Genomic DNA, 13,900 nt, shown 5'->3' with positions numbered 1-13,900 from the left:
CTACTGTTCATTGCAAGGTACTGAATTTTTTATTCTGTGGTAGTAAGTGTCCCCCTCCCTGTGACTGTCTATATCAAAATAAATAAAAATCACTGGCAAAACAGGTCATCATCATTCCATAAATTCTAACCTTCTTATTAAACATTAGTACCCCTCCTAGTAGTCAAACAAATAGGTATAAAGAAAGAAAAAATGGAATCACCGCAATGTACAGGCCGACGAGTACCGGAATCTTTAAATACGGATACTCTGGATTCAGCTCTGCTGCGCTTCTCGCTAACCCTGGCACCCAGATGCACAAAGCAAACACGAAAAAGCCAATGATTATAATAGCCGCTTTCAAAAATGTAGTCGTTCCTTTTTTCATAAAGCACCTCACCATCCGTTGTTACGTCTATCTTAAATATTTTTATATTGTTTATCAAAAATTATTAATTTTAAAACAATAAATTTAAATTATTTCAACCAAAAAACATCTCTTTGCCTAAGAGATGTTTTTCACGTTAATCTTTTATGGCGTATTGAACAGCATCTTCTTAATCATTCGAATCTGCCCACGGTGGTTAACTTCATCCTCCATGACATGATACCAGAGCCAGTAATAATTATGAGTAACACCATTCTCCCATTTATGTTCCTCAAATAACCACTCTTCTTTTTGTGAGCGCAAAAGTGCTAATGTTGTTTCCCGAGTTTCACTTAATAGGTTTACGTAGTATTCAATCGGTTTGTTTTTGATTGCCTCTTTTGCTTTTTCACCTAGAAACAAAGCGGACTCCCAATAGGCAAGTTCGGTTTCATTTAGATCTCTCTTTTCAAAGGTAATCACTTGATGAACAAACTCAATTGCTACGATATGCACTAACAGAGCACCAATCGAGTTAGCACCTTCATACGCTATATAATCTAAATCCCCCTGATCCAAACCTTTTATATCATCCAATAATATCTCTCGTGAATACTCCAGCATGGAAACAAGCTCTCCGACTCTCCCATCAAAACCTTCTCTTTCCTTTACCCTATAATCCAACGATCATCTCCTCCATTTCTTTGCTCTATTAAGACTACCAAGAAAATAAAGAAGAACAAGACTGAAAATAGTAAGGTGCATATGGTATAATTTAACTGAGCACTACTATAAGGTGTTTGAACAATGGTAATTAATGATAATAAAAGGGCAAACTGATACAATCAGTTCTGCCCTTTTTCTTGTTTTCTTTCCTTACAATGTATAGGTCGTACAACTACATGTTTGTACCCGACTTCCTATTGCCACCTAATCTAAGTAAGTCTTCACATTACCAATTATTGGCATTTTTATGTGGCTCCCTTTTTCAAAGGAATAACAAATGAGAGTAATAAATTCAACAAGCATTAGGTTTTTTTACCATTCTTACATATTTTTGTTTGATTTTATTAAAATGACAAAAACTATAGGTAAGACCATGTTATAAGGGGGGTAAAAGTGAATGAACGATTCGCTCATATACAAGTTAAGTTTATTAAACTCATCCACTTACAATGAGATTGAAGCGACACGAGAAATCCTAAATAAGCTAGAGCATGCGTACTGGTCTGAAAATGTCTTATTCTCTTGGCAGTGGTGGTTTCTTTTATTCTCTACGATAATCCCATGGGTTATTTGGTGGATTCTTGTCGATAAAACACGTTTTTTTGAAATTATGACCTTTGGCTTTTGGTGGTTAGTGATTGCGACGATTCTAGATGTTCTTGGCGTTTCATTAAGCATATGGGCCTACCCGCTTAAACTCACGCATTTAATGCCACCTTTAGTTCCTGCAGATATGGCCGTTATCCCAGTCACCTATATGCTTCTATATCAATATAGTAGAAGATGGACAAATTTTATCATTCTCTCAGTGATAGTGGCTGCTGTTTTCTCCTATGTGATCGAGCCCTTTTTTGAACACTTTCACATGCTTCGGTTTCTTAATGGAAGCATACCATGGTCACATCTTATTTCGTTTATTTGGTTTTTCATTCTTTCGATGATCGTTCGAGTATTTCACTTATTTATTGTAAATAAAGTCACTACCCCCACCCATACATTTCATGACAGTACGAGCTGAGGCGTTAAAGGATTTCGAATAAAAAGAGCTCTTGGACATTGTCCCAACGTCCTCTGAAAGGTCCGCGATTGTGATCCCATTGGACATTTTGGGGTGAATCACCTGCCCAACATCCAGGAAGCTCGTTTTCGGGGACATTTTCGGACTTTATGTTACTTGAAAAAATTCTCAGTAGTGTAACCAGCTGCAAAGGGGAAAATAACAAAAGCAATTTACAGTAAGGGAGGTCCAAGAAATGGACAAACAAACATTAGCCGCACATGAGTCGGTCGACCTACATGAGATTGTAAACTTCAAAACACTTTGTATTGCAAAGTCAAAGTTAATGCAAGGACTTGTTTTTGACCAAGATCTAAAAAAACTAATGCAAAAGGATGTAGAACAATCCATACAGGATCTTGCTGAGCTGCAGGAAATCTATAAACGTTCACCTTTTGAAGCACCAGTTCCTGAAAGCCGCCCCACGCCGATTATTAATTGAAAGGAAGGAAACTCATGAACCAAGATTATTTAGATCCTATCAATGCCCTAAATATGCCCGAGCTTGCTGATACAACCTTTGCTGTGGATTTTCTCATTCGCACGAAAGAAGGAGTAAGAAATATTGCTGTGGCCTTAACCGAAACTGCATCACCTGATCTTAGAGCCGTTTTGAGGAAGCAACTCATGCAAGGAATTGCGATGCATCAAGAAATTACTGAGCTTATGATCGAAAAAAAATGGTTCCATCCATATGAGCTACGTGAACAGTACAAGCTTGATCAGCTTTCTGCAAAAAATACAAGGATGATTGGTAACATGAATCTATTCCCTGGTGAAACAAATCGAAAAGGCATGTTTGATCGGACACCTGATGAACACTAACATGGGAGGTTGAAGAGATGAAGGCTGTAACCTATCAAGGCGTCAAAAATGTCGTCGTGAAAGAAGTTGAAGATCCAAAGATCCAAAAACCAGATGACATGATTGTGAAAGTAACAAGTACCGCAATATGCGGATCTGACTTACATTTAATCCATGGCTTAATCCCTAACCTCCAAGAAGACTATGTGATTGGTCATGAACCTATGGGAATTGTTGAAGAGGTCGGGCCAGAAGTGACAAAGGTGAAAAAGGGGGACCGCGTCATCATCCCATTTAATATTGCATGTGGCGAATGCTTTTACTGTAAAAGTCAACTAGAGAGCCAGTGCGACAATGCGAATGATAATGGAGAAATGGGCGCTTATTTCGGATATTCAGGAAATACAGGTGGTTATCCTGGTGGCCAAGCAGAATATTTAAGAGTACCGTTTGCTAATTTTACTCATTTTAAAATTCCTGAAACATGTGAAGAGCCTGACGAAAAACTTAGTGTTATATCTGATGCTATGACAACTGGGTTTTGGAGTGTGGACAATGCAGGTGTTAAGGATGGAGATACTGTTATCGTTCTTGGATGTGGTCCTGTTGGCTTGTTTGCCCAAAAGTTCTGCTGGCTTAAAGGAGCAAAGCGCGTCATTGCGGTTGATTATGTAGACTATAGATTACAGCACGCAAAACGGACAAATAATGTAGAAATCATAAACTTTGAAAACTTCGAAAATGTCGGCAATCACCTAAAGGAAATCACAAAGGGCGGGGCGGGTGTTGTGATTGATGCTGTCGGGATGGATGGCAAAATGAACGACTTAGAGTTTCTTGCTAGTGGAATGAGACTTCAAGGCGGTACCTTAAATCCGATTATTATGGCATCACAAGCCGTCCGAAAAGGTGGAACCATTCAAATCACAGGCATTTATGGCGGCCGTTACAATGGCTTCCCGCTAGGAGATATTATGCAACGAAACGTCAATATCCGGTCTGGACAAGCACCTGTCATTCACTACATGCCGTATATGTTTGAATTAGTGACAACCGGAAAAATTGACCCCGGTGATGTGGTAAGTCATGTTCTTCCACTAAGTGAAGCGAAGCATGGTTATGAAATTTTTGATACGAAAATGGATAATTGTATAAAAGTTGTGTTAAAGCCGTAAACGAAGGAGGCAATTATATGAATTATGGATTACATGAAGTGCTTGAGGTACAGGAAATGGCTGCATTTAAGACGCTTTGTTTGACCAAGTCAAAAACAATGAAAGCTCTCGTATCAGATGAGAAGCTAAAAGACATTATGCAGCAAGATGTTGATATCTCGACTAGGCAGCTGAAAGAATTTTCTTCTATCTTATCCAAAGCAAAGCACGAATGAGGAGATGATGAAACATGAATGCAATAATCGAATACTTAACCGGTATGAATGTATTAACAGACCAAGTTATTGCAATGGACCTACTTATCTCTGCAAAAAGTGGTGTTCGAAATTACGCGATGGCCGTTACTGAAGCTGGTACACCAGAAGTAAAAGAAATCCTTATCCGTCATTTAGAAGAAGCCCTTGATATGCACGAACAAATCTCCACTTATATGACGGAAAAAGGCTGGTATCATGCTTGGAATACAGACGAGCAAATCAAGTTAAATTTGCAAAACATAGATACAGCACTGAATTTGCCGACTTTATAATTATGGATTGAGGAACAGTGAGTCATAACTGTTCCCCTTTTTTGTATATAGAGAGTTTTTCCATACTACTAATCTGGTATAATATGGATTGTTATAAGTAAACCATTCGTCATGCAAGGGGAAGATTCAATGAAAAAAAACATTACACTTTTACATACAAATGATCTTCATGGGAGCTATGATCAATTAATTAGGCAAGCAGGTTATATAAAAAAACGGATAAAAGAGCTAGAAGCCCAAAATGAACATTATCTATTAGTAGATGGTGGGGACCATATGGATATGAGTATCAATGAATGTTTAGCTACACAAGGACGAATTCACTTGGAAATGATTCAGAATTTAGGTTATCATGCAATGTCTGTTGGTAATAATGAGTTGTTACGATCAACACCTGAATTAATTCGCAGTCTTAGCATTGAATCTAAAGTCCCTTGGTTACTAGCAAATTTAGTTGAACAGGATGGTACTCCTATAGGTGGTACAAAGGAATATCATATAGTAGAAATAGGGGACAATTTAAAAATTGGAATGGTAGGAACTACTGACCAATATGGAGATCTATATGAAAATAAGCATGAATTTCTAAACCGTGATACATTAGATTCTGTAAAATCAGCAGTTTACCAGCTAAAAGCAAACGGTGCAAATTTAATCATTTATCTTTCACATATGGGGTATGATACAGACTTAGAACTAGCAAAAGGATTAAGTGGTATCGTCGATGTAATTGTTGGTGCTCATAGCCACACTATACTGGAAGAACCAATCGTTGTATCAGATGTCATAATTGTACAGGCAGGTTCACATGGACGATACGTTGGGGAACTCCGCCTAGAGTACGACATTACGAATAGAAAAATAGATACCTATAATGGCAAATTAATAGAAATTTCAGATGAGCTAGAAGTAGATCTCGATATGTTATCGATAGTTGAAAGGGGACGAGAACAAACTAGAAAATTTATGTCTGAAGTTTTATGTAGCTTTGATCATCCCCTTACGCATAAGGAAATGATTACTCTAATGGCTAGTGGAGTGCAGGATTATTGGAATGCGGATATTGGAGTGATGTATGGTGGAGCAGCTCTTGGGGGTTTGGAGCATGGACCAATCACAAAAGGGGCCATTTTTGACTTATGTAAAAGCATGCATTCACCTGTATTAATTGAATTGACTGGACAACAAATAGAAGGTCTGATTATTGATAGCTATAAAGATGAGATTATTTCAAAAAAGATATACGGAAATGGATTCCGACCACACGGCATTGCGTTTGGAACGTTGGGATTCTCAGGAGTAACTTGGGAACACAAGCACGGTAATATTTTCAACATAAAAATACACGGTAAACCGCTACTAAGAGAGAACATATATCGTGTTGGAACTGGTACACCGATGTTGTATGAAGAGGTTTGCGGATATCCTTCTGTGAAAGGATGTAAAATGCTCGATATTGGCAAATCAGTGATGATTAAAGATGTGTTTATTGAGTATCTAAGAAGTTATAAAGAAAGCATTTTTGTCTAGCAAAAAGATATAGCAAACAAATTTGAAGGCGATAGTAATGAAACGTTTTGAAGAGTAAAATCTGTCGAGACAAAAGATTACGAATCACAAACAGAACGATTCGTCTTAGTTGGGTGCTGGAGCTGGATTTAGCAAGTAACATTGTATAAACTATACACCAGAAACTTAACTTAACAAAAAACCAGCATCACGATGCTGGCTTTTTAAATTTTTTCTCCATCCATAGAAATACATTTGTCAGTATCTTTGCTAAAAAGGCTACACCAACATAGGCGATAAATAGATGGAGATAGTTGATCTTCTCATACATCACAAACATTCCCATTGCGACTATGATGGGTTTAAAGGCAAAGGAAAATACTGCAGATAGGATCACGGCATACATATAATAATTCTTCTTATGATGTAAGCACCATTGGTAGAGGAGCATAAACGCAACCGGTACAAGACTTGAATCTAACGATAAACTAGGCAAAGCTGGAATTACTTGAAATGGATAATTCCAGAGCCCTTCGCCTATTCCGTAACTATCCGTGTATGCAAAAATCACATGTATACTGTAACCAAAAAATCCAATTAAGAAGATCTTACTCTTATCAATTTTGAAACACAAAATGATGAGTGGAACGACAAGTATCGAAACCATGATCCAAAATTCTAGACTCGTATAAATAGCAAACTCATGCCAATATTCCCAAAAGGCTTCAGTCGACTCTTTTCGAAGCTCTACTGCCTTATTAAAATGCTCCAGTCTACGATCTGCCAAGGTAACCATCCTTTATTTTGCTTAGTACATGATAATAAGATATCCATTGATGTTGCTCCGTATCCTCGTTTTTATATCATTTTTGGAACAAAAGGCGCATGCGCCCCGTTTAGCCTCAGGTAGAACAAATGTTCTGTTTCGAAAAAAAAGTGGTTTTTCCTTTTATTCAAAACAGGTTATTTGATCAAGGAAAAAAGGATTTTTCTTTTTCCCCCTCGAGTAGGATGAACTGGCAAAGATCGTCGCCATTTCATCTTGGCTGGGCGCTAGAGCTGGATTTAGAGTAACAGTATATAAACTAAACACCTGTAACTTTCCTAACTTACAAAAAAAAATGGACGAAACGTCCAAATTCCCTCAATTAATCCGACATGGAGCTTTTAAAATATAATTTTTCAAACTCATTAGCTGGAAGTGGTTTACTATAATAATACCCTTGGCCAAATTGACAACCATTTTGAATTAAGAACTCTGCCTGTTGTTTATTTTCAATACCTTCTGCAACTAAATCAAATTTAAAGTTATCTCCCATCTCAATAATCGTTTTTACCAATGATGCCGTATTAGAATTTGTCATAATCTCATTTACAAATGATTTATCGATTTTCACGACATCAATCGGTAACTGATTTAACACACTCAATGATGAGTAGCCAGTACCAAAATCATCAATGGATATTTTGATCCCAAGATTTTTCAACTCCTGAATGATACAAGAAGAATAATCGATATTTTGCATGACACTTTCCGTTATCTCTAGTCCCAAATATTGAGGTGACAATTGGCTTTCCTCTAGAATTTCTTTTACAGTTTCTATAAATTGGCTGTCTTCAAATTGTAAAGAGGAAATATTTACTGCCATTTCTATCCTACTACCAAAAGATTGTTGCCAACTTTTATTTTGTTTACATGCATTTCTTAGAATCCATTTACCAAGAGGAATAATCATTCCCGTTTCTTCAGCAATCGGAATAAACTCTACTGGGGATATTACACCAAGTTCTGGGTGTTGCCACCTGAGTAGTGCCTCCGCGCCATATACTTCACCCGTTTCCAAGTTAACCTTAGGCTGATATTGCAGGTAAAATTCATTATTATAGAGTCCTTTTTTCAAACCTTGTTCTATTCTTGTTTTTCGATCTAGGATATTCTGATCTTCTTGTATATAAAACTGATAGTTATTTTTGCCACGCTTCTTGGCTAGATACATAGCGGTATCAGCATGTTTAATCAAGGTGTTAATATTCTGTCCATCTGCGGGAAACAAGCTAATTCCAATACTTGGAGACGTAAAAAAATCCTCCTCATTTAAGGTGAAAGGTGTACTAAAACTATTTAAGATTTTTTCTGCTATTTCTCTAACTTGAGTCTCATTAACCTCTTCCATCAATATGATAAATTCATCGCCTCCTTGGCGTGCGACTAAATCACCCTCACGAACACTTTTCACTAATCTCTCGGATACTTGCTGTAGTAAAACATCCCCAAACTCATGACCCATCGTATCATTCACGAATTTAAAACGGTCTAAATCTAGTAACATGATCGCCAATTGTCTATGATTTCGTATGCAACGACTTAAGGATTTAGCTAGATATTGGTTGTACATATATCGATTAGGCAATCCAGTCAACATATCATGATAAGCCATATATTCAATTTCTTTTTCTGTTTCTTTTTTATCGGTAATATCAAAAACGACACCATATACTATGGATACGTTCATATTTTCATCCAATGTAGGAGTTGAACGAGCTTCCACCCAGCGAACCTCACCATTTGGACGTATAATACGATATTCAAAGACACTACTTTGCCCAGCACTAAGGGTTTCTTCTATTTCATTTATAATCGTTACATCTTCGGGGTGTACAACTTCTTTCCACAACGTAATATTCTTCGAAAACGCTTCTGGATTTACGCCATATATTTTGCCTGTTCCTGAAGAAACTTGGATTTTTTCCTCTTGGACATCAAATATCCAAATTCCCGCATCAACATTGTGAAATACATGATAGAGTTGGTCATTTAGTTTTTTTAATTCTAATTGTTTTTCTATGAGTTTTTTCTCATGGTTATATGTTTTTATATCAAAATTTCTCCCGAGTACATATGAAATGAAGAGGCCGATTGTGAGCATAATAGGTTCATGGAATGGAATAAAAGAATCTAGTTCGTGAAGATAGTAATGCCCTAAAAATATATACATTCCAAAAATCAGTACTGCTGAAAATGTGTAGATTCTTCCCCTGTATTTCATCTATTATTCCCCCCCTTCATCATGGCTTATTCTAAGCGAATTTTCTGTTAATTTATCCGTTGAAAGCTTTGTCTCCATATAAAACACGTATAACTCTCCCGTTAGACGCTCTTGCTGGAATGTAATAAAATTATTCATATAATATTCAGTGTTTAATCACCATTCTACTTTATTCTACTTTATTCGACATTTTTTGACAACTTCTATTGAACTGTTTAAAAGATAGTAAACCTAAAAATGAAAGGATTTAATTTACTCTCTACCTTTTATATTTCTCTAAAGCCAAATCAACGTTTTTCATGAGGTAATAAAAAAATAACCCCAGTACACATACTGGGGTTATTTTTTTATCCTCAGGCTTATTATCTTTTTCACTTTTGTGTATTTATTGGATAATACCTACCATTCATTACCAATTTATTAAACTTCTACATTTGTATCCTCGTCTTATATATTGGCTACTTTTTTAGCCTGCTCTTTATCCGGAGTTTGCCAGCATTCAACACCTTTTAGTCCTTGAATGTCATCGGCATAAAAAACTGGGTCTAACCCTTGTTTACGTTGCTCTAAATAGTGATCAAGAGCCTTAAATGCAAATTTCCCAAGAATACCGATAGCTATTAGATTTATTAATGCCATAATTGCCATGGCCAGGTCAGCAAAATCCCAAACAATTTGTAGACTTGCTACCGCTCCAAACATAACAAATCCTAGAGCGATTATACGATAGACAAGTAAACCTGCTTTACTCTTATTTACAAACTCAATATTGGCTTCACCGTAATAGTAGCTCCCAATAATTGAACTGAATGCAAACATGAAGATTGCTACCGCTACGAAAATACTTGCCCATCCTCCAAAGTGCTCAGCCATTGATGCCTGTGTTAATTCAATTCCTTGTAAACCTGTTGTATAAGCATCTGATAGAAGAATAATAAAGGCTGTTGCTGTACACACAATGATTGTATCAAAGAAAACTCCTAGGGCTTGTACAAACCCTTGTTTTGCAGGGTGAGACACTACTGCTGTTGCAGCTGCATTTGGTGCACTTCCCATTCCTGCTTCGTTTGAGAATAAACCACGCTTTACTCCCATCATAATGGCTGCTCCAATTCCACCGCCTAATACTTGCTCAAATCCGAACGCACTTTTCACGATTAAAGAGAGAACAGCTGGAACGGATGTGATGTTTGTAACTACGACTATTGCTGCTAATATAATATAAAAAACTGCCATGATTGGAACGATGATAGCCGAAAATTTAGCAATACGTTGGATTCCACCAAATATTATAACAGCTGTTAATACTACTAATACTCCTCCTATTACAGCTCCGTTTACATTAAAAGAGTTCGTAAACGCTGCTGCAATTGTATTACTTTGAACGGCATTAAATGTTAATCCAAAAGATAGAATGATACTAAAGGCAAAAATGGAACTCAACCATTTAGCACCTAATTGCTTTTGTATATAATAGGCAGGTCCACCTTTAAATCCTACCTTGTCCTTTACCTTGTAAATTTGAGCTAATGTGCTCTCAACAAAGGCACTAGCCCCACCTAAAACGGCTACTATCCACATCCAGAAAACCGCTCCTGGTCCACCTAGAGCAATAGCCATCGCCACACCGGCTACGTTTCCTGTTCCAATACGAGTCGCTGCCCCAATAAAGAATGCCTGTAATGAAGTGATTGATTTCTCTCCTCGTATCCCTTCATTTTTATCTCTCAATACTCGGAACATTTCACCCATTTTAAAAAGTTGTACAAACCTTGTTTTGATTGTAAAGTACAATCCTAGCCCTAGTAAAAGCCCTATTAGTATATAAGACCATAGTAAAGTATTAGCTTGTCCAATTAAGCCATGTATAAATTCCATCTCCAGCTCCTCCTGTTGTCGAAATTTGTTGTAAACGCTTAACTAATAAGAATTATCTAAAAAATCAACCTTGGAGTCAACATTATTTTAACAAAGTGTAAAAATAGATAATATTAACATATAATTTAAAATATTTCCAGCACTTTGCTTCGGAGATTTCAATTTCAACCTACTTATGCGTACTAAACAAAAAGAACTTCTACTATCTCCTTAAAAGATCGTTATACTATAGCAAGGTAGCTTACTAGTACCCTTCCATTTGTTTTATCCTATCCAAAGCATTATACATAAGGATTCATCCTGTTTAAAGGCACCTAAAGAGTGATGAATACAACTAGTTTTCACCTTTTGATTAGAGTGAGTTTATATTTTCTTAATATATCTTTAATTAAACATAAATGTATAACTACAACATGAAGAAAGCATGTATTACAAGCTTTTAAGAACTCATACATGGATTTGAAGTCGAACCAAAATTTTTGACAACTTTTGATCGTGGAAGTTATTGGTACATGTTTATTAGTTTGCATAAGATGGAAATCATATAGGTTTGTTCATTTCAAAAAACAAACAAGTTCTTCCTTCTTTTATATATGTAAAAAAGCTAGACACTCGTAATGAATGTCTAGCTCATTCTTTAATTACTTCTTCTTTTTACCCTTTTCTTTTAGGTGTACTTCGTACGTAAAATCAACCGGGTTTTTGTCACTCGCTGGTGCAGCATATGACGTAATCATATAGTTTTTCCCGTTTTGGAATAGTTGACGTAATTGAAGTGCGTCCTCTTCCGTCACGTTAAACGGATCAACTGTAATGACTTTGTATTTAGGAGCCTTTTTATTTCCGACTTCCTTTTCATTAATAAAAGTTACGGTATATTCAACGAATTGACCAAGCAACTCGTTCATGGACATAAAGGCATCTGTCGAATTTCCATCTTGACTATAGCCGATTTCAGGGATTGCAATATTATCTACAAACCATCCTGAATCAGTATAACCCCAATCCGTTAAGTAACGGAACGAAACAAGTACTTTTTGACCCGCATATTGACTTAAGTCAAATTGTTCTGTTTGCCAGTCTTCATAGTGACCGGTAAAGCCTGGAACGTTTTCCTTAATTTTTGGATATCCTTCTGCCACGACATCTGAACGAGTGTTTTCATTAGCTAGAGATGTCCACGTTTGACCGTTGTCGGTTGACACTTGAACCACTCCAAAGTCCCACTGCTCTTCAATATCAATATAGTGATCAAACGTTAAGGTAGCGGTTGGTACACTCGATAGATCTGCTTCAAAGATAAGTGCATTGTCTGCCTCATCTGATGAATTGCTCCATAATACTTGGTTTCCTGAACCTAGCGGATCTTGAACGGACTGCCAAGGAATAGGTAAGAAATCTACTCCATCAAAGGAAATGCTGCGAATTTTGTCTTCAAAGTCCAATACTTTAAAGTCTCCACCCCAAGCAGGAACACCTTCTTTTTCATACGTAAGTGCTTTATCATAGTTAACCGTTAACCCGCGTTTTGTTCCGTTACTATCTACGGATAGGTCACGAAGATCGATACTATTAAAATCGTAAACTCCACCTGATCCATCATCTAAGGCTAGAGCGGTAATAAAGTTTTGATAAACCTTCGTAAAATCTTCTTTAGCCCCAAAGTCTGCTAACACTTTATTTACACTTTCCATCCCAACAATATCACTTGTTGCAAGCTGGCGTATAAATTCTTTTCCATACTTGTCATACAAATAAAGGGTAAACAGGTACACTTGACCGTAATCCGCAATCGTTTCTGGACCTGTTTCTGTTACACGGTGCTCATCCCAGTTCACAAGTGAATTTTCTGGATGATCTAAATAGAAATTAATCGAACCTTCACCGTGTCCATACCCACCTAGATACTCAGAGAATGTGGACATCCCTTCATTTAACCAAGTTTCCTCAGCACCATCATTATCAGCATGAATTAAGTGCTGAAGCTCATGAATCGTCGTTGCGAAGAACGTGCTCTCTAAGCGTTCTTCCCAATTATTTGTATCAATTGTTATAATATTTCTGTCAATATAGCTTTCTAGTGTTCCCCAGAAAAATCCGGCAACAAAGAATGGATACGTTGGGTCATTAAAGTTGTCATCCTTAATGTTGTCTACAAGCATGACAATTTTATCACTCGTTTCATAATAGCCTTCTGGAACATATCCCATATCAACAAGTGGTGAATGTGATCCATCATGAACATCTGGCATACCAAAGAACTCAGTTGCTACTGGATATATATTGGAATCGAATTCATCACGCAGCTTGTCCACCTGCTCTTGTGTTACAACATGGGCTGGACGAGGATCACCTGCTGGGAAGCTAAGGTCGTTTGCCACCCAGATTTCCACATTCTCTCCTTCACTTCTGAGCGTGAATTCCTTAAATGCAAGATCTCTGTCCAAGAAGAATCTAGAGCCTCCATCATATGTGAAGCTGCTGTCTCCACTGTTAGAGTTCTCGCTTCCCTCTTCGTTGAAGTTAATCTCACTCGCTTGCACCTTCAACTTTTCCTCAGCTTGCTTTAAATAATTTTCATCTTGAGAAAGCTGATTTAGCACACCATCAATATCAATACGGTCCCCATATCGCTCTACATCCCAATTCGGACTTGTAGTAGAAGCATTCACAGATGATGCCGGAGTTGCTAGTGGAGCTAATAAAGATAAAGCTAGCGCACTGGTAGATAGAACAGATAGCCATTTTTTCTTATTCATTCACAAATCTCCTCTCTTATTTCTTATAAAAATAATATTGCGGAAATATCATAACATATTGAATATTGTG

General features: G+C 37.1%; 13 protein-coding genes. 7 read left to right on the top strand and 6 right to left on the bottom strand.

What is annotated here, in order from left to right:
* Window positions 1–163 precede the first annotated feature (163 nt).
* Window positions 164–367: a DUF2975 domain-containing protein gene (locus tag ACFSCX_RS24160; RefSeq protein WP_377930820.1), complete on the bottom strand. Its 204-nt coding sequence runs from the start codon at window positions 365–367 to the stop codon at window positions 164–166.
* A gap of 144 nt (window positions 368–511) precedes the next feature.
* Window positions 512–970, bottom strand: coding sequence for a DinB family protein (locus ACFSCX_RS24155; RefSeq protein WP_377930955.1), 459 nt, complete (start codon window positions 968–970; stop codon window positions 512–514).
* Window positions 971–1,469: 499 nt separating this feature from the next.
* Here ACFSCX_RS24155 and ACFSCX_RS24150 point away from each other — a divergent pair, with 499 nt between their 5' ends.
* The 7 genes from ACFSCX_RS24150 (at window position 1,470) to ACFSCX_RS24120 (ending at window position 6,167) form a co-directional block, all read left to right on the top strand.
* Window positions 1,470–2,090, top strand: a complete 621-nt coding sequence (locus ACFSCX_RS24150) for a CBO0543 family protein (protein WP_377930819.1) — start codon at window positions 1,470–1,472, stop codon at window positions 2,088–2,090.
* Between the two features lie 235 nt (window positions 2,091–2,325).
* Window positions 2,326–2,571: a spore gernimation protein GerQ gene (locus ACFSCX_RS24145; RefSeq protein ID WP_377930818.1), complete on the top strand. Its 246-nt coding sequence runs from the start codon at window positions 2,326–2,328 to the stop codon at window positions 2,569–2,571.
* Between the two features lie 14 nt (window positions 2,572–2,585).
* Window positions 2,586–2,954 (top strand): spore coat protein, encoded by a 369-nt coding sequence (locus tag ACFSCX_RS24140; protein ID WP_377930816.1) that lies wholly within the window; start codon window positions 2,586–2,588, stop codon window positions 2,952–2,954.
* Between the two features lie 17 nt (window positions 2,955–2,971).
* Window positions 2,972–4,108 carry a zinc-dependent alcohol dehydrogenase gene (locus tag ACFSCX_RS24135; RefSeq protein WP_377930815.1) on the top strand — a complete coding sequence of 379 codons (1,137 nt, stop codon included), beginning with the start codon at window positions 2,972–2,974 and terminating at the stop codon, window positions 4,106–4,108.
* A gap of 17 nt (window positions 4,109–4,125) precedes the next feature.
* Window positions 4,126–4,323 carry a hypothetical protein gene (locus ACFSCX_RS24130; protein WP_377930814.1) on the top strand — a complete coding sequence of 66 codons (198 nt, stop codon included), beginning with the start codon at window positions 4,126–4,128 and terminating at the stop codon, window positions 4,321–4,323.
* 14 nt (window positions 4,324–4,337) lie between these two features.
* On the top strand, window positions 4,338–4,637 hold the full coding sequence (locus tag ACFSCX_RS24125) for a spore coat protein (RefSeq protein WP_377930813.1): 300 nt from the start codon (window positions 4,338–4,340) through the stop codon (window positions 4,635–4,637).
* 129 nt (window positions 4,638–4,766) lie between these two features.
* Window positions 4,767–6,167 carry a bifunctional metallophosphatase/5'-nucleotidase gene (locus tag ACFSCX_RS24120; RefSeq protein WP_377930812.1) on the top strand — a complete coding sequence of 467 codons (1,401 nt, stop codon included), beginning with the start codon at window positions 4,767–4,769 and terminating at the stop codon, window positions 6,165–6,167.
* A 187-nt stretch (window positions 6,168–6,354) separates the two neighbouring features.
* Here the strand turns inward: ACFSCX_RS24120 and ACFSCX_RS24115 are convergent, their stop codons facing one another.
* From ACFSCX_RS24115 to ACFSCX_RS24100, 4 genes are all read right to left on the bottom strand, one after another.
* Window positions 6,355–6,933 carry a CBO0543 family protein gene (locus ACFSCX_RS24115; protein WP_377930811.1) on the bottom strand — a complete coding sequence of 193 codons (579 nt, stop codon included), beginning with the start codon at window positions 6,931–6,933 and terminating at the stop codon, window positions 6,355–6,357.
* A 361-nt stretch (window positions 6,934–7,294) separates the two neighbouring features.
* A complete protein-coding gene (locus ACFSCX_RS24110) occupies window positions 7,295–9,193 on the bottom strand; it encodes a bifunctional diguanylate cyclase/phosphodiesterase (protein WP_377930810.1) in 1,899 nt (632 codons plus the stop codon).
* Between the two features lie 447 nt (window positions 9,194–9,640).
* Window positions 9,641–11,071, bottom strand: coding sequence for an alanine/glycine:cation symporter family protein (locus ACFSCX_RS24105; RefSeq protein ID WP_377930809.1), 1,431 nt, complete (start codon window positions 11,069–11,071; stop codon window positions 9,641–9,643).
* 641 nt (window positions 11,072–11,712) lie between these two features.
* Window positions 11,713–13,830 carry a peptidase M6 gene (locus tag ACFSCX_RS24100; protein ID WP_377930808.1) on the bottom strand — a complete coding sequence of 706 codons (2,118 nt, stop codon included), beginning with the start codon at window positions 13,828–13,830 and terminating at the stop codon, window positions 11,713–11,715.
* Between the last annotated feature and the right edge of the window lie 70 nt (window positions 13,831–13,900).

The sequence above is a fragment of the Bacillus salitolerans genome (assembly GCF_042680805.1).
Taxonomy (GTDB): Bacteria; Bacillota; Bacilli; order Bacillales; family SA4; genus Bacillus_CJ; species Bacillus_CJ salitolerans.
This window is presented reverse-complemented; position numbering and strand designations above follow the sequence as displayed.